This is a genomic window from Pseudomonas akapageensis, from assembly GCF_011355085.1.
GTDB lineage: Bacteria > Pseudomonadota > Gammaproteobacteria > Pseudomonadales > Pseudomonadaceae > Aquipseudomonas > Aquipseudomonas akapageensis.
This window is the reverse complement of the sequence record NZ_VXCP01000022.1, coordinates 1-24,095: the sequence shown is the minus strand read 5'-3', so window position 1 is coordinate 24,095 and position 24,095 is coordinate 1. Positions and strand designations below refer to the sequence as shown.

Here is a 24,095-nt window from a genome sequence, read left to right as displayed (position 1 = left end):
CTATGAGCGTTACCGCAGATCCTGAGCGGTACGTTCGGCGCCATCTGCAGCATATCCTGTCTTATGAGCCAGCTCTGCAGCTTCCGAAGTCATGTAGTAGGACTTCAGCACCATCTGGCTTGCTTCGTATATAAAGTACGCGTTGGTGGTAGATGCAGCGGTTATGGCCAGCCCGAAAGCCACCAAAAGTGCTCTGTTGCTCATCTGGCTCTCCTGCCAATCGAAAAAAAGCGCGAATGCTACCTAACCACTCCCCCTCGGTGCCACCTCACCAGACGGATGGCAGCCTGGAGATTCCCATGAGCACATTCGCAGTCTTCGGCATGACCGCCGACGCCAGATACTGTTGAACGAAAGAGCCATCAACGCACTGAAGCAGGCCCAGCGAATAGCTCAGTTGCGAAAATGGCGTCAGTTTCTCCGCACGCTGTTAGTCCGTTTGTGTTTCCGCCGAGCAAAGGCGGGCTGTGGATTCAGTCGCCGAGTGTTACAATCAAACACTTTAAGGATGCCCTGGCCTCCTTGGGCATCCGTGAACGCCGCCAATACGATACCCGGCACACCTATGCAACGATGTGTTTAATGGCCGGCATGAACCCCGCGTTCATCGCCAACCAACTTGGACACAGCGTCGAAATGTTGCTCTCCACTTATGCCAAATGGCTCAGCTCTGCTTCCGATTGGAAGGAGCTCGAGAAGCTGCCGATTCGTTTTGAAATTGGCCCAAAATTGGCCCAAGAATCTGGATAGCGCTCCAATACACCGCTAAAAGCCCCGCAGGATACGCTCTTGATCTCCACCGCTAACATCACCATGCAATTCGGTGCCAAGCCCCTGTTCGAAAACGTTTCGGTCAAGTTTGGCAACGGCAACCGCTATGGCCTCATCGGCGCCAACGGTTGTGGCAAGTCGACCTTCATGAAAATCCTCGGCGACGATCTGGAGCCGTCCGGCGGCCAGGTCATGCTGGAGCCGAACGTGCGCCTGGGTAAATTGCGCCAGGATCAGTTCGCCTACGAAGAATTCACCGTGATCGATACCGTGATCATGGGTCATGAAGAGCTGTGGAAGGTCAAGGCCGAACGCGACCGCATCTACTCGCTGCCGGAAATGTCCGAAGAAGACGGCATGGCCGTTGCCGAGCTGGAAACCGAATTCGCCGAAATGGACGGCTACACCGCCGAATCCCGTGCCGGCGAGCTGTTGCTGGGCCTGGGCATTCCCCTGGAACAGCACTTCGGCCCGATGAGTGAAGTCGCGCCGGGCTGGAAGCTGCGGGTGTTGCTGGCCCAGGCGTTGTTCTCCGATCCGGAAGTACTGCTGCTGGACGAACCGACCAACCACCTGGACATCAACACCATTCGCTGGCTGGAAAACATTCTCACGGCGCGTAACAGCACCATGATTATCATTTCCCACGACCGTCACTTCCTCAACAGTGTCTGCACCCACATGGCGGACCTGGACTACGGCGAACTGCGTCTGTTCCCGGGCAACTACGACGAGTACATGACCGCGGCGACCCAGTCCCGCGAGCAATTGCTGTCGGACAACGCCAAGAAGAAAGCCCAGATCGCCGAGCTGCAGACCTTCGTCAGCCGCTTCTCGGCCAACGCCTCGAAAGCCAAGCAGGCCACCTCCCGCGCCAAGCAGATCGACAAGATCCAATTGGCCGAGGTCAAGCCATCGAGCCGCGTCAGCCCGTTCATTCGTTTCGAGCAGACCAAAAAGCTGCACCGCCAGGCCGTGACCATCGAGAAGATGTCCAAGGGCTTTGACGGCAAGACCCTGTTCGAAAACTTCAGCTTCACCGTCGAAGCCGGCGAGCGCGTGGCGATCATCGGCCCGAACGGCATCGGCAAGACCACCCTGCTGCGCACCCTGGTCGGCGAGCTGACCCCGGATGCCGGTGCGGTGAAGTGGACCGAAAGCGCGGAACTTGGCTACTACGCCCAGGACCATGCTCACGACTTCGAAGACGATGTCACCCTGTTCGACTGGATGGGCCAGTGGACCCAGGGCGAGCAGATGATCCGCGGCACCCTGGGCCGCATGCTGTTCTCGAACGACGAGATCCTCAAGTCGGTCAAGGTGATTTCCGGTGGTGAGCAAGGTCGCATGCTGTTCGGCAAGCTGATCCTGCAAAAGCCTAACGTACTGGTGATGGACGAACCGACCAACCACCTGGACATGGAATCGATCGAGTCGCTGAACCTGGCGCTGGAGAACTATCCGGGCACCCTGATCTTCGTCAGCCATGACCGCGAGTTCGTGTCCTCCCTGGCCACCCGCATCATCGAGTTGAGCGCCGATGGCGTGGTCGACTTCAGCGGCACCTATGACGACTACCTGCGTAGTCAGGGTGTTGTAATCTAATCAGCCCCTACGCCCCTCGTTCCCACGCTCTGCGTGGGAATGCGGTGCAAGACGCTCCAGCGTCGACCGCCCCGAACGTGACGCAGAGCGTCACAGGATGCATTCCCACGCGGAGCGTGGGAACGAGGTGCGCGAGGTGTAGGAATAATTCGTTAGCCTGCTTTCTTTTATCCTCCTCCCAAGCCATGATGCTGTTCTTCAGCCGCCCATCCTCGAACGAGCCTCATGTCTGCGCAACAACCTGCACCTTCGTCTTCGATGTCGATCACCCTGCAGATCATTTCCATCGTTTTCTACACCTTCATCGCCTTTTTCTGCATCGGCCTGCCCATCGCCGTACTGCCAGGCTATGTGCATGGCGACCTGGGTTTCAGCCCGATGATCGCCGGGCTCACCATTGGTTCGCAGTACCTGGCAACCCTGCTCACTCGTCCGTCGGCCGGGCGCCTGGCCGATAGCCTGGGAACCAAGCACGCCATCATCTACGGATTGATCGGTATCGCCCTGAGCGGAGTATTGACGCTGGCCTCGAACCTGTTGATGCACGTGCCCGCGCTCAGCCTGACGGTCTTGATCCTGGGCCGGGTACTGCTCGGTATCGCCCAGGGCCTGATTGGCGTTGGCACCAACAGCTGGGGCATCGGCCAGCTGGGCCCCGAGCATACGGCGCGGATGATTTCCTGGAATGGCATTGCGTCCTATGGCGCCATTGCCATGGGCGCGCCGCTGGGCGTCATGCTGGTCGAAGGGCTGGGCTTCGCCGCACTGGGCATCGCCCTGACTGTCCTCGCCTTGCTGGCGCTGGCGATCATCCGCAACAAGGCGTCGCTGGCGGTGACCAGCGGAGAACGCCTGCCATTCTGGGCGGCATTCGCTCGGGTTGCGCCGTTCGGTACCGGCCTGGCACTGGCCTCCATCGGCTACGGCACCCTGACCACCTTCATCACGCTTTATTACGTCGAACGGGGCTGGTCAGGTGCGGCCTGGTGCCTGACGGCATTCGGCGTGTTTTTCGTCCTGGCGCGGCTGCTGTTCGTCAATTCGATCAACCGCCTGGGCGGCTTTCGCGTGGCCATCGCCTGCATGGCCATCGAGACCCTGGGGCTGTGCCTGCTCTGGCTGGCACCCTCCACGGCCCTTGCCCTGGCGGGTTCCGGCCTGGCCGGTTTCGGCTTGTCGCTGGTGTACCCGGCGCTCGGCGTCGAAGCCATCAAGCAGGTCCCGACCTCAAGCCGTGGCGCGGGCTTGAGCGCCTACTCGGTGTTTTTCGACCTGTCACTGGCGATCGCCGGCCCGATGATGGGGGCCATCGCATTGCACCTGGGTTACCCCTGGATTTTCTGCGGTGCGGCCCTGCTGTCGGTTACCGGCTTGCTGCTGACCCTGCTGCTGTTTCGTCGCGCAGCATATTAATGCCCGGCTGTCTGCCAGCCTGCGCGGTCGGGTCTGCCTAGCGTACGGGTAAAGAAGCGTGCGGCTTCGGCGGTCAGCGAACGATGGATGCCTTCGCGGTCCACGCCCTCGGCGTCGGTGCACAGCGCTGCCATGGTCTGACGCTGCTCCGGCGTACAGGGCGCCATGAACACGAAGTGCCCTGCTCCGGCCAGTAGCCTGTAGTCGGGCACGACCGGCAGTTTGCGCGCCAGGGCGTCGGCATTCTTGTCGATGGCCACCAGCTTGTCGCTGTCACCACTGTAGATCAGGGCCGGCACATGCACATCGGCCAGGGCCTGACGCCCGAACATCAGGCTAAGCGGGGCCATCAGCATCAGCGCCTTGACCCGCGGATCGGCTTCGGGCCCCAGGTCGTCCCGATCGGCGATCAACTCACCCTGGGTCTTGCAGGCATCCATATCCTGCGGGCGTTCCTGGCAGTAATTGCGCAGCCGTTGCAGGTCGGGGTGGGCACCGGAGAGAATCAACGCCGTCTCGCCGCCTGCCGAGTAACCAATGACACCGACCTGTTCACCTTTGACGTAAGGCGACAGCAGCCGGTCGCCCAGGGTCGCGGTAATGGCTTCGGAGATATGCAATGGCCGCCCGTACAGGTTGCTGAGGGTGCCCAGGCGACTGTGGTCCTTGTAGTTGTCACCGGGATGCAGCACCGCGACCACGATAAAACCTTTGCGTGCCAGGGAAGTGGCCAGGTAGTGCAACGCCAGGGGGGTTCCGGTGTTGCCATGGGACAGCACCAGCAACGGAAAACGGCCCATGGCGATCTTCGCTTCTTCGCCCGCCGCGATCTGATAACCACCGAACCGACTCTGGTGAGGACGCCCCGTGGATGGGTAGAACGCCAGGGCTTTCATCGGTTGCAGATCCAGCGGATCGAGAAAGGTCATCCGATGGTAACCGACACTGGGGTACTGCGTTGCTTCGGCTTGCACCGAAAACGCACTCAAACCCAGGCAGAAAAGTAACAACGCACAAAGACGCATCATCGGGATGCCCACCTTTGCCAAGCCGCGAATGAACCTCGCACGCCGCGCACTATTGTATCAGGGAGCTTCCCGATGCGGTGCGATGGCGTGAAAGTTCACAGTCCTGGACAAAATCGTGCATAAAACGGGCCACTTCCAACTTGCCAGCGATAGCGGTCTATCTGTAGGCAAATTCTTTATTTCTTGAACGACATTTCCCAAGCATAATCAACCCGCCTTGAATGCTGTTGCGCCTGTGTTTGCCGGTGGCTAGTCTTGCCCGGTCGTTGCCAATTCAACGACCGGGCCTGGAAACCCGAGGAACCACAATAGGCGCATAGGCGAGTTTATGGCGGCTGTGCGCGGGAGGTCTTCGGACCTGCCGGGTTCCTATTGTCCCGGTTTTCCAGCCTGCGTACAGCTGCCACCCATTCGTCTGGAAACGAACGTGGCAGCTCCACAACAGTAGGAGCCACACCATGATCAAAATCGTTCCCGATCCACCCGCTTCAACCCCCGCACTGTTCACCACGGAAACACCCTTCGGCACCGTCGACAGCAACGGCCAGCCCATGTTCACCGTGCGCGGCGGCATCCCGGCCGAAGACGCATTGGCCCATGCCGCGACCCTGGTCCAATACGCCGAAGCCACAGCCTGGGATGTGGTCGATCATCTGCACCTGAATGACAAATCGCTGGTGCTCGGGCTGATTCAACAGCTCGATGCGGCGCAGGCGTTGATCAGCGCGTTGGCGGAGCGCTGAAAACCCTGTGGGAGCGGGTCTTGCCCGCGATGGGCTGCACAGCGGCCCCTGCCGCGTCAGGCTCAACATCGTACGGGAAGGCTGCGCCTTCCAATCGCTGGCAAGCCAGCTCCCACAGAAAGACAGGCAGACAGACAGGCAGATAGGCAGGCAAAAAAAAACCGGTTGCGGGGGTATACCCCGCAACCGGCTGTGTGAGCAGTTCGATCAAGCAGCTGCGAACAGCTGCTCGTTGATCTGCACCTGAGCGTCGCTCATGGCTTTGTTGCGCATATCGTCACCGTAGGCCAGGCCGTGGGCACGAACGATTTCGATATCGGTGATGCCGATGAAGCCCAGGAACACCTTGAGGAACTCTTCGTGGCCCACACCGGTCGGCTGGCCGGCGTGCAAGCCACCGGAAGTCGATACGATCACCACTTTCTTGCCGCCGCACAGGCCTTCAGGACCGGCTTCGGTGTAACGGAAGGTCTTGCCGGCGATGGCAATACGGTCGATCCAGGCCTTGAGTTGGGTCGGCACGCTGAAGTTGTACATGGGCGCAGCGATCACCACGGCATCGGCGTCGAGAAACTCCTGCAGGGTGTCGGCGCTCAGTTGGGCTTCGTGCTTCTGCGCAGCGTCACGCAGTTCGTCCGGGGTACCGGCAGCGACCAGGGTGGCAGCGGAAAAGTGGCTGAGTGCGTCAGCGGCCAGGTCACGATAGGTGACCTTGCTGCCTGGCTCGGCAGCCTGCCAGGCCTCGACCACGCTGCGGCTCAGTTGGCGAGAGGCAGAGTTGTCGCCGAGGATGCTGGAATCGATGTGCAACAGTTTCATGGGGGACTCTCCTGAAAGGGGGATCGGATCGCTACAAGTGCAATCAAGCTGGATATAATCCTACAGAACAAAACAATTACTGATTAGTCAGGGTAAATGCGCTAGTTTGTCCTATATACAGGACAATCGAGCACCACTATGCAAGACCTCAACGACCTCTATTACTTCGCCAAGGTCGTCGAAGCCGGAGGCTTTGCCGCCGCCGGACGACTGCTGGGCATCCCCAAATCACGGCTGTCACGGCGCATTGCCGAACTGGAAGAGCGCCTCGGCGCACGGCTGCTGCAACGCACCACCCGGCAACTGAAGCTGACGACTGTGGGTGAGCGCTACCTGCGCCACTGCCAGGCCATGCTGCTCGAGGCCGAGATGGCCGACGAAGCCGTTGCCAGCATGACCAGCGAGCCCCGCGGCCGATTGCGGGTGTCCTGTCCGGTGGGGCTTGCCCATGAATTGCTGCCCGAAATCATCAGCCGCTTTCTGCAGGCCCACCCCCATGTACAGCTGGACATGATCCTGCTCAACCGCCGTGTCGACCTGATCACCGAAGGCATCGACGTCGCCTTGCGCGTACGCGACCTGGGCGACGAAGACCCGATGCTGGTGACCCGGCGCTTGCGCCAGGCGCAGATGATCCTGGTGGCGGCGCCGAGCTTCCTCGAAGGCCGCACGATAGAAAACCCCGACGATCTGGCCCAGGTACCGGTGCTGGGCGCACTGGAAAGCGACCGCATGGTGCACTTGCGCATGCTGGACCAGCACGGCAACAAACGCGACCTGGTGCTCGAGGCACGCCTGGGCATCGAGGACTTCATTGTGCGAAAGGCAGCGGCGATAGCCGGGCTGGGATTTACCGCCCTGCCGATCATGTACTGTGAAGAAGGATTGGCCAGCGGCGAACTGGTTCAATTGCTGCCGGCCTGGTCGATGCCGGGCGGCTTTCTGCAAGCGGTGTATCCGCACCGGCGCGGAGTATTGCCCGCGGTGCGCGCCTGGATCGATCATCTGGTCGAATCGTTCAAGGATTGCGGCGACCGTTACGTGTGAACCCAAGGGAGGGACTGACGATGACCGAACAGGATGTGGCGGATTTCTGCCTGAGCTTGCCGGGCGCACGCGAGGACTACAAATGGGGTGGCGTGCGTGTGTTTTCGATCGCGGGCAACAAGATGTTCGCGACGCTCAACCTGACCGCCCATGGCCTGGCCTTCAAGGTCGACGATGAGTTGTTTCTCGGCTACGTCGACCGCCCGGGCATCCACCCGGCGCCCTATCTGGCCCGAGCGCACTGGATAAGCATGAGGCACCCCTACCCTGTCTCGCCCCAGGAACTGACTGCGCTGTTGCAGCGCTCCCATCAGTTGGTGGTCAGCCGCCTGCCCAAGCGCGTGCAGGTCGGGCTGAAGCTTTGAGTGGATCAGGTGCCGAGCAGAGGTTGTAACGCCTTGCCCATCCAGTCGCCGCCGAATACCAGGTGATCGACCCAGAACAGTTGATGCAGGGTGACGATGACCCAGAACTTCGCCTGATAGGGCAACTTGCGCGTCTTGTGCCGGAACAGTTGTTGCGCCAGAAGGGCGCCGGGCCAGCCACCACACAATTCGGCGGCATGCAGGACCCGTTCGGGAGTGCGCCAGGCGTTGCCGCGCGCCTGGCGCTTGTCGTGCCAGTAGAGGTAGAAGGTCAACAGGCTCGCCAGCACGTAGGCCAGCGACGGCAGTGCCGACTGCCCCGCCCCGAGCATCTGCAGTGACCCTACCATCGGCAGCAGGCAAAGCCCCGCCAGTACCAGCAGCTTGGCGCGCAGGTTGTGAACAGGCGTGACGGCACCCTGCCTGGATGCCTCTCGCGCCTCGTTCGGATTACCCGTACGTGGGCGCCCAGCGCTTTTCACGGTTTGGCCGTCGCCCAGTCCACCCAGCCGAACTGCCAGGTCGCCAGAATGATCAGACCGAAGACAATCCGGTACCAGGCGAACGCCGCATAGCTGTGGCTGGCAATGAACTTGAGCAGGCCACGCACGGCAATCATGGCGAAGATGAAGGAGACGACGAAGCCGATGGCAAAGACCGGAAAATCGCCGGGCTGGAACAACTCCCGGTATTTGTAGCCCGAGTACACGGCCGCACCGACCATCGTCGGCATCGCGAGGAAGAACGAGAACTCGGTTGCCGCCTTGCGCGACAGGCCGAACAGCAGCCCGCCGATAATGGTCGAGCCAGAGCGCGAGGTACCCGGAATCATCGCCAGGCATTGGGCACAACCGATTTTCAAGGCATCGGTCCAGCGCATATCGTCGACATGCTCGACGCGAATCACGTGCTGGCGCTGCTCTGCCCACAACATGATGATGCCGCCCACTACAAGGGCCGTAGCCACGGTAATGGGGTTGAACAGGTAGTGATGAATCAGGTCGGAAAACAGAACACCCAATACCACGGCCGGCAGGAAGGCGATCAGCAGGTTGACCGTAAAGCGCTGGGCACTTGCCTGGCGCGGCAGCCCCACGACCACGTCAATGATCTTGCGTCGAAACTCCCAGACAACCGCCAGGATCGCGCCCAGCTGAATAATGATGTTGAAGGCCATAGCCCGCTCACCACCAAAGTTGATCAAGTCCGCGACGATGATCTGGTGGCCGGTACTGGAGATGGGCAGGAACTCCGTCAGCCCCTCGACAATCCCTAGTATTACTGCCTGCATGGCGGTCCAAAAATCCATCATTCCCCCGAGAAGCCATGCGCATGGCAGGCTCCTTTAATATTTTTAGTGGCTACAATGACTCGGCAAGCTCGTTTGCGTGGCGACATGCGACCAGGAAAACGGCAATAAGACCAAGACGTTAATCAGGTTTGACTCTTTTGCGCCGAAATCCTATCAGACCCACGCGCCAAACGCTGCCCGTAGCCCTTTCCAGCAACATGAAATTCCTGACAGCTTGGCGATTGGATACCCATCGCGTCAGGCAACCGTCAATACTGATCCTCGAAACCCGGGACCGCGAGGCACCGGCTACACGCAGACGCGATGCAATTCAGGCGCCGAATCGGCTGGAGGACGCCTGACTTGCGGACTTGTTGCTTGCCAAGTGTCCATTCCTGAAACAACCCACCCCCCGCAAACCCGCAGGCTAAAGCACTTCAAGCTCTGCCGGAGCAAAGTGTTAATCCGCCGATACAACCGCCCCACGGACCACATTGCGAGCATTACCGGATAGATGGTCGATGCCGCATCCGGGCTTCTGTTTCGCCGGCTTTACAACATTTTTTTGACTACATCAACTAAAAACAACAACCCACTGTTTTTATTGAAAAAAATAAAAGCGGCACAGCTTCTGCTCGGTTTTTCGCAATGCTGACCAGGGCCAGCGCACTTCAAGAAGGAATTGCCGTCGTGGGGAATCTAGATAAAGGCGTTTTCCGCCTCCTGCTGATCGGATGTGCATTGGGATCGAGTTTCAGCCTGCCGGTTCAAGCCGATAACGGCATCGTCGTGATTACGCGCGATGTCCAGACGCGCAACGCAACCAGGCCGCCGATGGTACCTGACCCGAATCCCACGACCGTCAATACCAACCCGTCGGCGCATATCCTCAAACAGACGAACGAGTTGAGCGACGGCGATTTTGCCAGTGTCAGCAGTGGTTCAGGCATTAGCAGCCTGGTCACGCAACAGACCAACCCAATTGGCTCCGGTATCACCAATCAGACGCAATTGGCCAACATACCCGGTGGACGATCCGGTGGCCCCGGCAACGGCATCGCCAACATGGTCAACTCGAACGTTCAGAAAGGCCTGGGCGCTTTGAACATCCTGACGGGAGGCCAGTGAGATGCGTCGCTCACTCCTGATCCTGGCCATGTTCTGCAGTACCCCGGCCCTCGCCCAACCGCCTGTGATCTCACAATACCCTGTTATCAATCATGCCGAAATCGACAGCTCCGGCATGAGTTACCAGGGCAACCTCTCGGTCAACCAGGCGGCGGGCGATCAGCAACAACAGGCCAACGCCCGGGCGATTGCCGTTGGCCACCAGGCAACCGCTACCACGCAGATTCGCCAGAAACTGCGGACCATAGTCGATCCGACAATGGATGCCCAGTCCACGATCAAAGGCAACTCATTCAGTAACGGCACCGGCATTCTGGGGGTCAACCAGAGTGCGGGCGCCAGCAACCAGCAAGCCAATGCCGTACGAATCAGCATCAGTGCTCAACCGCAAAGTATCGACGACAGCGTCCTCAAGCAGCAGAACGTGGCGCTGCTCTACAACTCCGATCCAACTGATTCCGCACCCAGTTATCGTCAGGTCGCTACCGGCGACCAGGCCTTCACCGGTAGCCGTGGGGTGATTCAGTTGAATCAGAGCGCCGGGGTGGGAAACCGCATGGCCAACACCCTGAGCGTACGGGTCTCGGATTGACCCAAACAGGTATTAACAACACTTAACTACCTAAAATAAAGTACGGAGAATCACCATGAAACCTTCGATGGCAATCAAGCCTCTGGTTTTCGCAATTGCTGCGGTCATGGCTGTTGCTGTACAAGCTGGTGACTACAAACCACCAAGACACCACAACCATCACAACGATCACCACCACACCCCTCCTCCAACAAAGGTCCCTGTCTACGCCACTGCCAATGCGTACGATAAGCAAAGCAGCACCAACAACTACATCCGCAACGAAGGGACCGTCAATAACGCTGAGATGAACTCCTCGGCCGGCGGCAGCAGCGGGAACGTAGGCATCAACGTGGCCGCCGGTGATGGCAACCAACAAGACAACGCAGCCGCTATCGCAAACGCCCAGTCCGACGCATCCGCAATCGACAACTCCTTCGTGTTCGGTATGGCCACTGCCAGTGCCAGGGTTGACCAATACAGCAACCGCAACAGGGTCGACAACTACGGCAGCACAGCGACTGCTACGATGAGCGCCTCGGCCAATGGCGGCAGTGGCAACCTGGGTGTCAACATTGCTGGTGGCGATCTGAACCAACAGAAAAACACCATGGCAATTGCCAACACCAATGCCCCGCTGGGTAATGCAAGAGCCGACGCCAACGCCACCCAGAATGGTCCTGGCCTGGTGGTGATCAACAACGCCGATCGGACGTTCGACGTGACTACGCTGTCGCTTACCAAAACAGTCAGCGGCAACTCCTCCTTCGACGCGTCGTCCGAGTTGCACATCGATAAAGCTTCGACCAAGAGCGTGGATGTGAGCGGCTCCAGACACTCTGAAAGGAGCGGCTCCAACAGCTACGATGCCAGTGGCTCTACCAGCTATGATGCAAGTGGCTCGTTGTCTATCGATGCGAGCGGCTCCAGGAGCCACGAGTCGCACTCTACCAGTAGCCGTACTCTGGATGCTTCCGTGGATGCCACGTTGGCCGCTGAGGCGACCCTTACCAAGGACAATGGCTGGGGCCCACGCACCCGCAGTGCGAGTGTAGATGCATCGCTCAATGCAACCCTCAACGTAGCTGTCGACAAGACTCGCGATAAAACGTCCAGCTCTTCGTTCGAAAAATCGTTCGACGCATCGTTCGAAAAATCCCTCGACACCTCGTTCGAAAAATCGTCCGACAGCTCGTTCAACAGAACGCGCGACTCGTCGTTTGAAAAATCGTTCGATAAATCGACCTCCGATTCGTTCGACAAAGAGAAGAGCTTCAGTGCGGCCAGCTCTTTTGAGTTGAGCAACACAGTGACCTGGCAAGTGCTGACCCCAACTGGCTGGGCAAACCCTGTGACCAACACTGCTACTCTTAGCGGTTCGGTTACCGGCGCCAGCGGCAACGTGGGTGTCAACGTGGCTGCCGGCGTGGGCAACCAACAAAGCAACTCCCTGTCCATCGCCAACAGCTCCATGTAAATGCTGCGGTCTGAAGGCCCCCTTCGGGGGGCCTTTTTTCACCACTATCAGAAGGCGTCCGATCATGCGCATTATCGCCTTGGCATTTTTGCTTTGTGTGGCCAGTCTGAGCGAGGCCGCGCAAATGCCACTTTCTGTCCTGCCGGGCGGAGCAGTGGTGTACAAGCCGATCCAGAGTATACGCGAGCGCAAATTTGCCGACCTGATTCCACAGAAAACCGACTTCAGTTGCGGCGCAGCGGCGCTGGCGACCATTTTGCGCCAGGCCTATTGGCTGGACGTGAATGAAGAACAGATCATCGAAGGCATGCTGGCAAAAGCCGATCAGGATCTTGTCCGGGTCCAGGGCTTCTCCATGCTCGACATGAAGCGTTACGTAGAAAGTATCGGCATGCGTGCCCGTGGCTACCGGGTACAACCAGAGACCTTGAGCAGTATCCGCATTCCGGTGGTGGTACTGATGGACATCCGTGGCTACAAACATTTTGTGGTCATGCAAAAAGTCGACAACGGCTGGGTGTATATCGGCGATCCCGTACTTGGCCATAAGCGCTTCACAGTCGACGACTTTGTCAAAGGCTGGAACGGCATCATCTTCGCCATCATCGGCCAGGGTTACGACAAGACCAATGCCTTGCTCGACCCACCTATGCCACTGACCGCCAAGAACCGCATCAACACCTTCAGCCCGGTGCAAGACGCAGAGTTGATGGATTTCGGATTCATCCAAAGCGACTTCTTCTAATGTCAAGGGAGCACGAAGCTCCGGGAGTATCCAATGAAGACTCCATTCTGGTTGGCCGTGGTCTGCCTGACCGCCAGCCTGCCGACCCAGGCACAAACGTTCAAACCCATCGAACTGAAGGATTCGGAGTTGGCCACCTTGCGCGGTCGCTATGTCATGCCGGGACGGATCATCAGTTTCGGGATCGTCATGACCAGCGCCTGGCAAAACGCCAACGGTGACGTGATCGGCGCAACCTCCTCGATGCAGATTCAACAAACGACCATCAAGCCCCAGTTCTATGTGTCGATGATCGACAGAAAAGGCAATGGTTCGGGGGACGCCTCCCAGGGTACCGGTATCGTCAGCGGTGGCAATGGCCTCAACAGCACCCAGGGCGTCACCCAGGTGGTGCGCGCGGCCGGCGACAACAACAGCGCCTATAACAATGTCGACATCAACGTCAAAGAAGGCAGCCAGGCACCACAGATGAACACCCAGGGCCAGGCACTGGCCGCAGGTTCGACCTTGACCAGCGCCAATGGCGCAGGCTCCCTGAGCATATCCTCGACCGGCACGGGCGTGCAGCTCAACATCGTGGCCAACAACAATCAGGGCTCCACCGTACAACGCCTGGCCCAGGGTGGGCTGATGCAGAACACCACCTTGCTCGGCGGTGGCAACCAGGTCCACAACCTGACCTCGCTCAACGTCGTGCTGCGCGACAACCTTCCGGCCACCGGGTCGATCAGCGGCAGCCTTGACCAGCTCAAAGGTCTACGCACTCTAGGATACTGATCTACGCTCAGTCTCATCAAATGTAGTCAGAAGGGACGGCTCACCCATGCATCGATCGTTGACATTAAAAGCAGTCGTTTGTCTGAGTACCCTGGTCCCGGCCACATTGCTGCAAGCAGCACCGGACCCCCAGGTCGAAGCCTTAAAACAAGAACTCATGGAGCTGAAATCCCGTTACGAGGCACAACAGAAAGCGCTGATGGTCCTCGAACAGCGTGTGAAACAAGTCGAAGAAACACCTGCGACACCGCCCCCCAAACGCCTGACCCGCTCCCCCGCCGAACAGGTCAAGGGCGGTCAGACGGTGGCCAGTGGTGCGCCCGGCACCTCGGGCAGTTCCTATGGGCAATCGCTCAAGGAAGATTCGGAACCGGCCCAGAGCGTTTCCAACCTGTACGACGAGGCCAGTGGTTTCTTCGGCGGTGGCAAGTTCAGTGTCGAGACAGGACTGACCTACACCCACATCGATACCCGAGCATTGGTGCTCAACGGTTTTCTCGCGCTGGACTCGATTTTCCTGGGCAACATCAACCTCGACCGTATCAAGGCCGACAACTGGACCCTGGACCTGACCGCCCGCTACAACCTGGCGCAGCGCTGGCAATTCGATGTGAACGTACCGGTGGTCTACCGCGAGTCGACCTATTCCTCCGGCGGTGCCGGCGGTGCCGGCCCGGTAAGCTCCGACGCAACCGTCACCCGCGACCCGACCATTGGCGATGTCAACGTCGGTGTGGCCTACAAGTTCCTCGATGAATCGGAAAACCTGCCCGATGCCGTCTTCACATTCCGGGTCAAGGCGCCGACCGGCGATGATCCCTACGGTATCAAGCTGGTCAACGACCCGAACAACGACAACCTCTCCGTGCCCCAGGACCTGCCCACCGGCAACGGCGTCTGGTCGATCACCCCGGGTATCTCGCTGGTCAAGACCTTCGACCCGGCCGTGCTCTTCGGCAGTCTGGCCTACACCTACAACATCGAGGACTCCTTCAGCGACATCAGCCCCCAGGTCAATTCCAAGGTACCTGGCGACGTGAAACTCGGCGACTCCTGGCAGCTCGGTGCCGGTATTGCGTTTGCCTTGAACGAGAAGATGAGTATGTCGTTTTCCTTCTCCGACCAGTTCTCCAGCAAAAGCAAGATCAAACCGGATAACGGCGATTGGCAATCGGTGCCCAACAGCGACTTCAACGCCGCCAACTTCAACATCGGCATGACTCTCGCGGCAACCAACAACCTGACGATCGTACCCAACCTCGCCATCGGCCTGACCGACGACGCGCCAGACTTCTCTTTCAGCCTGAAATTCCCTTACTACTTCTAACAAACGACAAAGCCCGCTTCGGCGGCGGGCTTTGTCGTTTGAGCCTTGAAAGTCAGCGAATCTGATGCTTGTGCAACAAGCGGTAGAAGGTAGGCCGAGAAATACCCAGCACTTTCGCGGCGATGCTCAAATTGTCACTGTGACGATTGAGCACATCGCACAACGCCTGGCGTTCGGCCCGGTGCTTGTAGTCTTCCAGCGTGCCCATCGAAGGCGTGAATGAGTGCTGGCTGAGCAGGCCCAGATCCTGTGCCTCGATCTGCCGTCCTTCGGCCAGCACCAGGCCACGGCGCACCCGATTGGCCAGTTCGCGAACATTGCCCGGCCAGTCGTGCTTGCCCATGGCGACCAGGGCATCTTCACTGAAGCTGCGCGGGCGCCGGCCTGTTTCCAGGCTATAGAAGTGGGAAAAATGGTTGGCCAGCATCGACAGATCACCATGGCGCTCGCGCAAGGGCGCCGTCAGCACTTGCAAGACATTGAGCCGGTAATACAAGTCTTCGCGAAAACGTCCCTTGGCAATGGCCCCTTCCAGGTCCACATGGGTCGCTGCCAGGACCCGGACATCCACCGGAATCGGCTGGCTGCCGCCAACGCGCTCAATATGCTTTTCCTGCAGAAAACGCAGCAGATTGGCCTGCAGTTCCAGCGGCAGATCGCCTATCTCGTCGAGAAACAAGGTACCGCCATGGGCGGCCTCGATTCGGCCGATCTTGCGCTGATGAGCCCCGGTGAAGGCGCCCTTCTCATGCCCGAACAATTCGGACTGGATCAGATGCTCGGGGATTGCCCCGCAATTGATGGCCACGAATGGCTTGGCGTGCCGCTGCGACAGGCGATGCAGCGTGCGCGCGACCAACTCCTTGCCGGTGCCGCTTTCGCCACGGATCAACACTGGTGACTCTGTCGGTGCCAGTTTGCTCAATAGTTTGCGCAATTCGCGAATCGGCCGGCTGTCACCGAGCAACTCATGTTCGGCATTATCGACATGGATCGACCCCTTGCCGCGCAGGCGCGCCATGCCGAAGGCGCGCCCCAGGGTGACCTGCACCCGGGAGACGTCGAACGGCAAGGTATGAAAGTCAAAAAACCATTCACAGACAAAGTCACCCGCGTTCTGCACTCGCAGCACTTCCTGGTTGAGCACGGCAATCCATTCGGTACCGCTGCGGCTGATCATGTCCTTGACCGCTTCGGGTCGTTCCAGGTGAAAAGGCTGCAAACGCAGTAACCCGACATCGCAGGGATGCTCCGGGGCAGACTCCAATGTACAACTATCGACATCCCAGCCGACGGTACGCAAACCGGGCAGTAGCCGGTGGCAATCGTCACAGGGATCGACGATGAGCAGGCGACGGGTTGGTGCTGTATCAAGCATGACCGTTCCTTGGCGCCAATTATTGGAAAAGTTATTGGAAACAGTGCGTTGGCGAGCCTGTTTGTAACAGTAGCAATGAACCCGGGATGCCCCACTACCGTTGGTCTGCAAGTACTTTTCGTCATTAGAGGGGCACGGAATTTTGTCGCTGATTCAACGTCTGAGGCAGCAGGACGAAACACCTGTGCAAAGAAAAAATATGTTTTTTTCTATTGTGTGTGACTCGAACCGACACTTGAGACATCAGTACAAGTAAGCAACCGAACAGCAGTGCTACTGCAACGGTTGAAAATACATGTTTGGGCACACAGAGAGACCGACCCCATGAACGCCCCGCTCCGTGTCAACGAAGCACTTCTGATTGCAGACCACGCCTTTGAACCCTTCCAGTGCGTGGCCTGGGATGCGCCCAATGGTACTGGTGAGCTGAGCCTGGCCGTGATCGACCGGACCAGAACCAGAATCGGCAGCAAACAAGTGCCCAGCAGTACCTATTCCGATCCGGCGCAACTGGCTGGTCTGATTGAAGAAGTTCGTGCCGAACTGCGCCAGAAGGGTTATGACTTGCAACCCTGGAAGATGCCGGAATAATTCCTGACGACACTTTGCGGCGCCATAAAGTGCGCCGCCAAAATCGTTAGCAAGCGAACTTGTAAGCCGCGCAGTGTTCTAGCAATCTGCCAGTAACTGGCAAATGGCTATTCTTTTTATATCGAAGTGATTAATAGCGGTAATACACGAGACTAAAGGATGCGCAATGCATCTATATGTTGATAATCCGCCTGAAGCTCGCGGGCAAGTTGTTGCGCACGCCCGAGCCGGATCGGCCCTCGTTCGATATCGACCAGTACACTCGGACAACCGAGCGGTGCCAACGCAGACCATTCCTTGATCCGCCCATCAGTCAATACCAGGCAGCGCTGCTGCTCCTGAGCATGGCGTCTTTGTCGCTGCTGCAGCCAGTGATTGGCTTGCGCAAGCGCCGCCAGCAATGGCGTCCCACCGCCGGCACCGAGCGCATCGAGCCAGGGTTGCAGTGCCCTTGAGGCCTTCAGGCCGTGTCGTTGCCAGCGCGGTTCGGTACCACAGGCCGTCAGCAAGGCCAGCCGCGCCCGGCTGCGATAGGCCTGATCGAAAACCTGCGCCAGCAAACCCTTGGCCTGACTCAGGGCCTGGTGACGGCGGGTCGACGCCGAAGCATCGACAATGATCAACCACAACTCATGGGGCGCGCTTTTGCGCATCTGCCACTGCAGGTCGCTGCGTTGACGTGGCCTGCCCTTGAGCAAGGTCGCCAACCAGTGCACCGAGCCCTCATGCCCGCCCCTGGTACGCCCGCGCACGCCATGATCGATCTGCCCGGCACGGGGTCTGGCATCCGCCCCCTGGCTGAAACGGGGGCGGATGCTCAGGGCTTTTTTGGCCAGACCGGCACTTCCCGCCGCGCTGCGGCGGACACGGGTTGCGGCGGCAGTTCGCCCCACTGCCCTGGCGCCGATGACGATGCCTGAGCTTCGCTCGCTGCTGGCTGCTGTTGGGTGGGCGGTGGTGGGGCCGCGCCTTCGCGGCGACGGTGGCGCAAGGCGAACTCCGCCACCGCGTCGATATCTTCCTCGGCGATGGCAGTGGCACCGCGCCAGGCCGCATGCGCCCTGGCCGCGCGCAGCCAGACCAGGTCGGCCCGCAGACCGTCGACCCCGGCGGCGAAACAGCGCGCCGTGATCTGCGTCAGCGCCTGATCATCCAATGGGATGTGCGCCAGGTTTTCCCGTGCCCGCTGACAGCGCTGGCGCAGTGCCTCCTGGGCCGGCGCCCACTGCTCGCAAAAGGCCTGGGGGTCACTGTCGAAATCGAGCCTGCGCCGAATGATCTGCCCGCGTGCCAAGGGTTCCGGCTGGCCGCTGAGGGCGACATTGAGACCGAAACGATCGAGCAACTGCGGGCGCAACTCACCCTCCTCCGGGTTCATGGTGCCGATCAATACGAAACGGGCGCTGTGCCGATGGGATATGCCATCGCGCTCGATGCGGTTGGTACCGCTGGCGGCCACGTCCAGCAACAGATCGACCAGATGGTCTGCCAGAAGATTGACTTCATCGACATACAACACACCGCCGTCGGCCCTGGCCAGCACACCGGGGGAAAACTGTGCACGCCCCTGGCCGAGTGCCGCGTCCAGGTCCAGCGTGCCCACCAGACGCTCTTCGGTGGCGCCCAGCGGCAAGGTGACGAACTGGCCGCTGGCCAGCAGGTCGGCCAGGCCACGGGCCAATGTGCTCTTGGCCATGCCCCGAGGTCCTTCGATCAGCACGCCGCCGATTTTCGGGTCAATGGCGGTCAGGCACAGGGCCAGTTTCAGCTCGTCGGCGCCGACCACGGCAGACAGGGGGAAATGTGCAATGTCGTTCATGGGGATTCGTCAGGCCTCTTCTTCGTTGTCCAGCAACAGATTCTCCAGGGCCTGGCGATAATCGCCAGGCTCGCTCCAGAGACCCCGCTGCTGGGCTTCGAGCAATCGTTCGGTGATGTCGCGCAAGGCATCGGGGTTGTGCTGCTGAATGAATGCGCGGGTATCGGCATCCAGCACATAGGCATCGGCCAGCAACGCGTAATGATGATCGTCGATCAGGTGTGTGGTGGCATCGAAGGCGAACAGGTTATCGACGGTGGCGGCCAGCTCGAAGGCACCTTTATAGCCGTGACGCTTGATCCCGTCGATCCACTTCGGATTGACCGCGCGCGCACGTACCACCCGATTGAGCTCTTCCTTGAGTGTGCGGATGCGCGGCACGTCCGGCTGGCTGTGATCGCCGTGATAACTGGCTGCAGGTTGGCCGCCGAGGCTTTCCACCGCTGCCAGCATGCCGCCCTGGAACTGGTAGTAGTCATTGGAGTCGAGCAGGTCATGCTCGCGGTTGTCCTGGTTCTGCACCACCGCCTGCACCTGACTCAGGCGCCGGGCGAAATCCTCGCGTGCCGGCGTGCCTTCATCGGCTGCGCCGTAGGCGTAGCCGCCCCAATTGAGATAGACCTCGGCCAGGTCCTCGCGGCTCTGCCACAAGCGACCGTCGATGGCATTCTGCACACCCGCGCCGTAGGCACCGGGCTTGGCGCCGAAAATCCGCCAGCCGGCCTGGCGCCTGGCAGCCTCGATACTCATGCCGCTGGCAAGCAGTTGTTCACGCTCGCTGCGCACGCGGGCGGCCAGCGGGTTCAGATCCTCCGGCTCATCGAGTGCGGCAACCGCTTGTACGGCAGCATCGAACAAACGGATCAGGTTGGCGAAGGCATCCCTGAAGAACCCGGACACTCGCAGCGTGACGTCCACCCGCGGACGATCGAGCAAACTCACGGGCAGGATTTCGAAGTCGTCGACGCGCTGGCTGCCGGTGGCCCAGACCGGGCGCACGCCCATCAGGGCCATGGCCTGGGCGATGTCATCGCCTCCGGTGCGCATGGTCGCCGTGCCCCACACCGACAGTCCCAACTGACGCAGGTGATCCCCATGGTCCTGCAGGTGCCGTTCCAGAATCAGGTTGGCCGAGGCAAAACCGATACGCCAGGCGGTGGCCGTAGGCAGGTTGCGCACGTCCACCGAGTAGAAGTTGCGTCCGGTAGGCAACACATCCAGCCGACCACGGCTGGGTGCCCCGCTGGGGCCGGCCGGAACGAATCGCCCCGCCAGGGCATCGAGCAACCCTTGCAGTTCAGCCGGACCACAGGCGTCCAGACGCGGTGCGACAGTGTCGCGCAAGCCATCGAGAATGGCCCGGACATCGGCCCACGCGTCGGTCTGCGGCAGGTCGACGGCACCCTCGAGGGTGTGCCCGATCAGTTGCGCGGCATACATTTCCAGGCGTTCGCGAGTGTCTCCCACGGTGCGCCAGGCATCGCCTTGCAGGGCTTGCAAGAGCGGCGGCCGCGCGCCTTCCCAGGTTTTCCCCAAATCACAATCAAGCGGGTCCAGACCCAGGGCAAAGGCTTTGGCCAATGCCCTGATCAGGCTCGACTGGGCGCCGCGACCATCGCCACGTGGAATGCGCAGCAAGGCCAGTAATGTATCGATGCGCAGGCGTCCGCTCGGCGATTCGCCGAACACATGCAAGCCATCGCGGATCTGCGACTCTTTCAAGTCGCACAAATAGGTGTCCAGCCGCGGCAGCCAGATGGCCGCATCGGCCTCGCTATCGAGCCCTTCTTCGAGTTGCAGTTCGCGGTCGATATGGGCTTCGCGCACCAGCTTGAGGATGTCGCGCTGCAGCTCCCGGGCCCGGCGCGGGTCAAGCAGCTGGGCCTCGTAATACTCGTCGGCGAGCAACTCAAGGTGGCGTAGCGGGCCGTAGGTTTCGGCACGGGTCAGTGGCGGCATCAAATGATCGATGATTACCGCCTGGGTGCGCCGCTTGGCCTGGGCGCCCTCCCCCGGATCATTGACGATGAACGGATAGATATTGGGCAACGGCCCGAGCAAGGCATCAGGCCAGCACTGCTCCGACAGGCCCACGCCCTTGCCCGGCAACCATTCGAGGTTGCCGTGCTTGCCCACATGCACGACCGCATCCACGGCAAAGCTGTGCCGCAACCAGAAATGGAAGGCCAGATAGCCATGGGGCGGGACCAGATCCGGGTCGTGATAGACCGCACTGGGATCGACCTGATAACCGCGCGCCGGCTGGATGCCGACAAAGGTCAGGCCGAAGCGCAGGCCGGCAACCATCATGCGACCGCTGCGAAACATCGGGTCGGCCTCAGGCTCGCCCCAGCGCTCGCGCACAGCTTGTTGGTTGGCCAGTGGCAAGCGGGCGAACGCTGCCAGGTAGTCATCCAGCGCCATGCTTTGGGCGCACGGGCGCTGGTCGAGGTTGTCCAGGTCATTGCTGACGCCGCCCAACAACGCGTGAATCAACGCGGTGCCGCTCTCGGGCAGCTTTGATACCGGATAACCCTGCGCCTGCAAGGTGCGCAAAATGTTCAGTGCCGCTGCCGGGGTGTCCAGGCCGACGCCGTTGCCAATCCGCCCATCACGGGTCGGGTAGTTGGCCAGCACCAGGGCCACGCGCTTCTGTGCATTGGGCAGACGGCCCAGCTCGCTCCAGCGGCGCGCCAGTTCGGCAACGAAATCCATGCGCTCCAGGTGCGGTCGATAGCAGACCACATCCGACTGACTGCGCTCGCTGCGCCAGGCCAGGTCCTTGAAACTGATCGGGCGGCTGATGATGCGACCGTCGAGTTCCGGCAAGGCGATGTGCATGGCCAGGTCCCGCGCGCCGAGCCCCTGCTCGCTGGCCTCCCAGCCGGTCTGATTGTCCTGGGCGCAGATAGCCTGGATCACCGGAATGTTGCGGCGAAACGGCCGCAGGTGCGGTGCTTCCGGACTGGACTGGGCGAAACCGGTGGTGTTGAGGATGACCTCGGCGCCCACTTCATCCAGCCAGTCTTCGACCAGCGCCAGGCAGCCCGCTTCTTTCAGGCTGGCCACCGCGATCGGCAACGGGTTAAGCCCGGCCAACTGCAGCCGTTCACAGAACGCATCGACGAAGGCAGTGTTGGCCGCCTGCAGGTGCGAGCGGTAGAACAACAAAGGCACCACGGCCTGATCGTCCCGCCAGTCGGCGCGCCAATCCTGCAACTGCGCCTGGGCCCTGCGAGGATGATAGATCGCCGTACGTGGCAGGACCTGCGGTGCCTCCCAGGCGTAGTCGCGGCCCAGCCAGCAATTGGCCAGGCAGCGATAAAAATTGAGGGCATTGGCCATGCCGCCCTGACGCAGAAAGTGCCACAGGCGCTCGGCCTCGGCGGCGGTCACGGTGCTCAGGCTGCTGAGCTCCGGATCCGGGCGGTCGTCGCCCGGCACCAGGATCAACCGCACCCCACGGGCAGCCAGTTCGACCAACTGTTCGACACCGTAGCGCCAGTAACCGATACCACCATGCAGGGAAATCAGGATCACCTTGGCATGGCGCAGGACCTGGTCGACATACAAATCGACCGAAGCATGGTTCTGGACCTGCATGGGGTTGGCCAGGCGCAGGCTGGGGAAATCTTCCGGCAACTGCTGGGCGGTTTCGGCCAGCAGTGCCAGGTGTGAATCGCCGCTGCAGAGAATCACCAGCTCGGCCGGTGTCTGGCCGAGGTCGGCAATACTGTCGTCCGGCACGAAACCGCCGGGCTGGGTCCGCAGCAGGTGCATGGCTTAAGCGTTCAGCGCAGCGCGCAGCTGGCTTTCGAGCAAGGTGGCATCGAGTTCCTGACCGATCAGCACCAGACGTGTGACGCGGCCTTCTTCGGCGCGCCAGGCGCGGTCGTAGTGCTTGTCGAAGCGTGTGCCCACGCCCTGGATCAGCAGGCGCATGGGTTTGCCCGGGATCGCGGCAAAGCCCTTGACTCGCAGGATGTCGTGTTGCACCACCAACTGGGTCAAGGCATCGAGCAGCAGGCTTTCGTCGGCCTGCGGCAGTTCGATGGAGATCGAGTCGAAAGCGTCATGATCATGATCGTCGTGGTCGTCGCCGTCATGGTGGTCGTGGTGGGTCCGGCGCGCGTCGATATGCGCTTCGGATTCCGCCCCCAGGCCCAGCAGGACGTCCAGCGGCAGGCGACCGCTGCTGGCTTCGATGACCTTGACCGCCGGCGGCAGTTCTTCGGCCACTTCGCGGCGCACGGCAGCGAGGGACTCGGCGTCGATCAGGTCGGCCTTGTTGAGGATGACCAGGTCGGCGCTGGCCAGTTGGTCAGCGAACAGTTCGTGCAGTGGCGACTCGTGGTCCAGGTTGGGGTCGAGCTTGCGCTGGGCGTCCACTTGATCCGGGAAGGCGGCAAAGGTGCCGGCAGCAACGGCCGGGCTGTCGACCACTGTGATCACGGCGTCGACGGTGCAGGCACTGCGGATTTCCGGCCACTGGAAGGCTTGGACCAGGGGTTTGGGCAGGGCCAGGCCCGAGGTTTCGATGAGGATGTGATCCAGATCACCGCGGCGTTCGACCAGTTCGCGCATCACCGGGAAGAATTCTTCCTGCACGGTGCAGCACAGGCAACCATTGGCCAGTTCGAAGATGCGGCCATTGGCTTCTTCTTCGGTGCAGCCGATGCTGCATTGCTTGAGGATCTCGCCATCGATACCCAGTTCGCCGAATTCGTTGACGATGACGGCGATGCGGCGGCCCTGGGCATTGTCGAGCATGTGCCGCAGCAGGGTGGTCTTGCCCGAGCCGAGAAAGCCGGTGACGATGGTGACGGGAAGCTTGGCCAGTGTTTTCATTGGATGCCCTTGGCGGATGGCGGGCATGCAGGACGAGAACCCCGGTGCCTGGCACGAGGTCGCATTCGCCACCGGATCACCCCGCCCGGTTGTAGTGAGAATCTGTCCGAGGCAGGTCTCCTGGCTTGCTGTGTGCCGATCGCTGTCGATCGGCAGGTCCGACGCCTTCCCGCTTGAGCGCAGTGGCATTGTCGGATTTTTCACGGCTTACAGTTGCGGGGGCAGCCGCGGCTTGGACCGCGTTCCCGTCTTAGCTCCGGCCTGGTGGCTGGAGAACCTCGAAGGGGCAAGGCTACGCAGTGGTTACTGGTTGGTCAATGTTCTCTGTCGTTTGGGGTTTGGGGTTTGGGGG

General features: G+C 60.5%; 23 protein-coding genes and 1 riboswitch. Of the genes, 13 read left to right on the top strand and 10 right to left on the bottom strand.

Going from position 1 to position 24,095, the window contains the following annotated elements:
- Positions 1-9: 9 nt before the first annotated feature.
- Positions 10-204: a hypothetical protein gene (locus F2S13_RS15865; protein WP_166362410.1), complete on the bottom strand. Its 195-nt coding sequence runs from the start codon at positions 202-204 to the stop codon at positions 10-12.
- 318 nt (positions 205-522) lie between these two features.
- Here F2S13_RS15865 and F2S13_RS29440 point away from each other — a divergent pair, with 318 nt between their 5' ends.
- The 3 genes from F2S13_RS29440 (at position 523) to F2S13_RS15850 (ending at position 3,789) form a co-directional block, all read left to right on the top strand.
- Positions 523-750 carry a site-specific integrase gene (locus tag F2S13_RS29440; protein WP_246237911.1) on the top strand — a complete coding sequence of 76 codons (228 nt, stop codon included), beginning with the start codon at positions 523-525 and terminating at the stop codon, positions 748-750.
- A gap of 39 nt (positions 751-789) precedes the next feature.
- Positions 790-2,376, top strand: coding sequence for an ABC-F family ATPase (locus F2S13_RS15855; RefSeq protein ID WP_166362408.1), 1,587 nt, complete (start codon positions 790-792; stop codon positions 2,374-2,376).
- Between the two features lie 225 nt (positions 2,377-2,601).
- Positions 2,602-3,789 (top strand): MFS transporter, encoded by a 1,188-nt coding sequence (locus F2S13_RS15850; protein ID WP_166362406.1) that lies wholly within the window; start codon positions 2,602-2,604, stop codon positions 3,787-3,789.
- On the opposite strand, the gene F2S13_RS15845 is transcribed toward F2S13_RS15850, so the two are convergent.
- Positions 3,786-4,817 (bottom strand): alpha/beta hydrolase family protein, encoded by a 1,032-nt coding sequence (locus tag F2S13_RS15845; protein ID WP_166362404.1) that lies wholly within the window; start codon positions 4,815-4,817, stop codon positions 3,786-3,788. The genes F2S13_RS15850 and F2S13_RS15845 overlap by 4 nt on opposite strands.
- A 458-nt stretch (positions 4,818-5,275) precedes the next feature.
- Here F2S13_RS15845 and F2S13_RS15840 point away from each other — a divergent pair, with 458 nt between their 5' ends.
- Positions 5,276-5,560: a DUF3077 domain-containing protein gene (locus F2S13_RS15840; RefSeq protein ID WP_166362402.1), complete on the top strand. Its 285-nt coding sequence runs from the start codon at positions 5,276-5,278 to the stop codon at positions 5,558-5,560.
- Positions 5,561-5,767: 207 nt separating this feature from the next.
- Here the strand turns inward: F2S13_RS15840 and F2S13_RS15835 are convergent, their stop codons facing one another.
- Positions 5,768-6,379 carry an FMN-dependent NADH-azoreductase gene (locus tag F2S13_RS15835; RefSeq protein WP_166362400.1) on the bottom strand — a complete coding sequence of 204 codons (612 nt, stop codon included), beginning with the start codon at positions 6,377-6,379 and terminating at the stop codon, positions 5,768-5,770.
- Positions 6,380-6,517: 138 nt separating this feature from the next.
- On the opposite strand from F2S13_RS15835, the gene F2S13_RS15830 reads away from it, so the two are divergent.
- Positions 6,518-7,426, top strand: a complete 909-nt coding sequence (locus F2S13_RS15830; RefSeq protein ID WP_166362398.1) for a LysR substrate-binding domain-containing protein — start codon at positions 6,518-6,520, stop codon at positions 7,424-7,426.
- 20 nt (positions 7,427-7,446) lie between these two features.
- Positions 7,447-7,791: an MmcQ/YjbR family DNA-binding protein gene (locus F2S13_RS15825; protein ID WP_166362396.1), complete on the top strand. Its 345-nt coding sequence runs from the start codon at positions 7,447-7,449 to the stop codon at positions 7,789-7,791.
- Between the two features lie 5 nt (positions 7,792-7,796).
- On the opposite strand, the gene F2S13_RS15820 is transcribed toward F2S13_RS15825, so the two are convergent.
- Positions 7,797-8,273 carry a DUF1294 domain-containing protein gene (locus F2S13_RS15820; protein WP_425500233.1) on the bottom strand — a complete coding sequence of 159 codons (477 nt, stop codon included), beginning with the start codon at positions 8,271-8,273 and terminating at the stop codon, positions 7,797-7,799.
- Positions 8,270-9,100 carry an undecaprenyl-diphosphate phosphatase gene (locus F2S13_RS15815; protein ID WP_166362394.1) on the bottom strand — a complete coding sequence of 277 codons (831 nt, stop codon included), beginning with the start codon at positions 9,098-9,100 and terminating at the stop codon, positions 8,270-8,272. The genes F2S13_RS15820 and F2S13_RS15815 overlap by 4 nt, the downstream gene beginning before the upstream one ends.
- Positions 9,101-9,730: 630 nt before the next feature.
- Here F2S13_RS15815 and F2S13_RS15810 point away from each other — a divergent pair.
- The 6 genes from F2S13_RS15810 to F2S13_RS15785 all read left to right on the top strand — a co-directional run bounded on the left by F2S13_RS15810 (position 9,731) and on the right by F2S13_RS15785 (position 15,107).
- Positions 9,731-10,210, top strand: a complete 480-nt coding sequence (locus F2S13_RS15810) for a hypothetical protein (RefSeq protein ID WP_218583956.1) — start codon at positions 9,731-9,733, stop codon at positions 10,208-10,210.
- Position 10,211: 1 nt separating this feature from the next.
- Positions 10,212-10,802 carry an adhesin gene (locus tag F2S13_RS15805; RefSeq protein WP_166362392.1) on the top strand — a complete coding sequence of 197 codons (591 nt, stop codon included), beginning with the start codon at positions 10,212-10,214 and terminating at the stop codon, positions 10,800-10,802.
- A gap of 55 nt (positions 10,803-10,857) precedes the next feature.
- Positions 10,858-12,258, top strand: coding sequence for an autotransporter outer membrane beta-barrel domain-containing protein (locus F2S13_RS15800; RefSeq protein WP_166362390.1), 1,401 nt, complete (start codon positions 10,858-10,860; stop codon positions 12,256-12,258).
- A gap of 64 nt (positions 12,259-12,322) precedes the next feature.
- Positions 12,323-13,003 carry a C39 family peptidase gene (locus F2S13_RS15795; RefSeq protein WP_166362388.1) on the top strand — a complete coding sequence of 227 codons (681 nt, stop codon included), beginning with the start codon at positions 12,323-12,325 and terminating at the stop codon, positions 13,001-13,003.
- A gap of 33 nt (positions 13,004-13,036) precedes the next feature.
- Positions 13,037-13,780 (top strand): hypothetical protein, encoded by a 744-nt coding sequence (locus F2S13_RS15790; protein ID WP_166362386.1) that lies wholly within the window; start codon positions 13,037-13,039, stop codon positions 13,778-13,780.
- Positions 13,781-13,826: 46 nt separating this feature from the next.
- Complete coding sequence (locus F2S13_RS15785; RefSeq protein WP_166362384.1) at positions 13,827-15,107, top strand: transporter; 1,281 nt, start codon at positions 13,827-13,829, stop codon at positions 15,105-15,107.
- A 52-nt stretch (positions 15,108-15,159) separates the two neighbouring features.
- Here F2S13_RS15785 and F2S13_RS15780 read toward each other — a convergent pair whose 3' ends face one another.
- Positions 15,160-16,485 carry a sigma-54 dependent transcriptional regulator gene (locus tag F2S13_RS15780; RefSeq protein ID WP_166362382.1) on the bottom strand — a complete coding sequence of 442 codons (1,326 nt, stop codon included), beginning with the start codon at positions 16,483-16,485 and terminating at the stop codon, positions 15,160-15,162.
- A 324-nt stretch (positions 16,486-16,809) separates the two neighbouring features.
- On the opposite strand from F2S13_RS15780, the gene F2S13_RS15775 reads away from it, so the two are divergent.
- Positions 16,810-17,076, top strand: coding sequence for a hypothetical protein (locus F2S13_RS15775; protein WP_166362380.1), 267 nt, complete (start codon positions 16,810-16,812; stop codon positions 17,074-17,076).
- Between the two features lie 152 nt (positions 17,077-17,228).
- Here F2S13_RS15775 and F2S13_RS15770 read toward each other — a convergent pair whose 3' ends face one another.
- From F2S13_RS15770 to cobW, 4 genes are read right to left on the bottom strand one after another with little or no spacing between them, the layout of a single operon-like run.
- Positions 17,229-17,969, bottom strand: a complete 741-nt coding sequence (locus F2S13_RS15770; RefSeq protein WP_343047478.1) for a vWA domain-containing protein — start codon at positions 17,967-17,969, stop codon at positions 17,229-17,231.
- Positions 17,894-18,895 (bottom strand): magnesium chelatase ATPase subunit I, encoded by a 1,002-nt coding sequence (locus F2S13_RS15765; protein ID WP_166362378.1) that lies wholly within the window; start codon positions 18,893-18,895, stop codon positions 17,894-17,896. Before F2S13_RS15765 ends, F2S13_RS15770 begins: the two co-directional genes overlap by 76 nt.
- A 9-nt stretch (positions 18,896-18,904) precedes the next feature.
- Positions 18,905-22,675, bottom strand: a complete 3,771-nt coding sequence (cobN, locus tag F2S13_RS15760; protein ID WP_166362376.1) for a cobaltochelatase subunit CobN — start codon at positions 22,673-22,675, stop codon at positions 18,905-18,907.
- 3 nt (positions 22,676-22,678) lie between these two features.
- Positions 22,679-23,743, bottom strand: coding sequence for a cobalamin biosynthesis protein CobW (gene cobW / locus F2S13_RS15755; protein WP_166362374.1), 1,065 nt, complete (start codon positions 23,741-23,743; stop codon positions 22,679-22,681).
- Between the two features lie 93 nt (positions 23,744-23,836).
- A riboswitch (cobalamin riboswitch) is annotated at positions 23,837-24,039 on the bottom strand.
- Positions 24,040-24,095 lie beyond the last annotated feature (56 nt).

Coding starts and splice junctions, on each gene's coding strand:
- F2S13_RS15765 (WP_166362378.1), bottom strand. CDS start 18,895: ATGAACGACATTGCACATTTCCCCCTGTCTGCCGTGGTCGGCGCCGAC.
- F2S13_RS15795 (WP_166362388.1), top strand. CDS start 12,323: ATGCGCATTATCGCCTTGGCATTTTTGCTTTGTGTGGCCAGTCTGAGC.
- F2S13_RS15810 (WP_218583956.1), top strand. CDS start 9,731: ATGCTGACCAGGGCCAGCGCACTTCAAGAAGGAATTGCCGTCGTGGGG.
- F2S13_RS15775 (WP_166362380.1), top strand. CDS start 16,810: ATGAACGCCCCGCTCCGTGTCAACGAAGCACTTCTGATTGCAGACCAC.
- F2S13_RS15840 (WP_166362402.1), top strand. CDS start 5,276: ATGATCAAAATCGTTCCCGATCCACCCGCTTCAACCCCCGCACTGTTC.
- F2S13_RS15800 (WP_166362390.1), top strand. CDS start 10,858: ATGAAACCTTCGATGGCAATCAAGCCTCTGGTTTTCGCAATTGCTGCG.
- F2S13_RS15830 (WP_166362398.1), top strand. CDS start 6,518: ATGCAAGACCTCAACGACCTCTATTACTTCGCCAAGGTCGTCGAAGCC.
- F2S13_RS15835 (WP_166362400.1), bottom strand. CDS start 6,379: ATGAAACTGTTGCACATCGATTCCAGCATCCTCGGCGACAACTCTGCC.
- F2S13_RS15790 (WP_166362386.1), top strand. CDS start 13,037: ATGAAGACTCCATTCTGGTTGGCCGTGGTCTGCCTGACCGCCAGCCTG.
- F2S13_RS15815 (WP_166362394.1), bottom strand. CDS start 9,100: ATGGATTTTTGGACCGCCATGCAGGCAGTAATACTAGGGATTGTCGAG.
- F2S13_RS15845 (WP_166362404.1), bottom strand. CDS start 4,817: ATGATGCGTCTTTGTGCGTTGTTACTTTTCTGCCTGGGTTTGAGTGCG.
- F2S13_RS15780 (WP_166362382.1), bottom strand. CDS start 16,485: ATGCTTGATACAGCACCAACCCGTCGCCTGCTCATCGTCGATCCCTGT.
- F2S13_RS15850 (WP_166362406.1), top strand. CDS start 2,602: ATGTCTGCGCAACAACCTGCACCTTCGTCTTCGATGTCGATCACCCTG.
- F2S13_RS15805 (WP_166362392.1), top strand. CDS start 10,212: ATGCGTCGCTCACTCCTGATCCTGGCCATGTTCTGCAGTACCCCGGCC.
- F2S13_RS15825 (WP_166362396.1), top strand. CDS start 7,447: ATGACCGAACAGGATGTGGCGGATTTCTGCCTGAGCTTGCCGGGCGCA.
- cobN (WP_166362376.1), bottom strand. CDS start 22,675: ATGCACCTGCTGCGGACCCAGCCCGGCGGTTTCGTGCCGGACGACAGT.
- cobW (WP_166362374.1), bottom strand. CDS start 23,743: ATGAAAACACTGGCCAAGCTTCCCGTCACCATCGTCACCGGCTTTCTC.
- F2S13_RS15865 (WP_166362410.1), bottom strand. CDS start 204: ATGAGCAACAGAGCACTTTTGGTGGCTTTCGGGCTGGCCATAACCGCT.
- F2S13_RS15785 (WP_166362384.1), top strand. CDS start 13,827: ATGCATCGATCGTTGACATTAAAAGCAGTCGTTTGTCTGAGTACCCTG.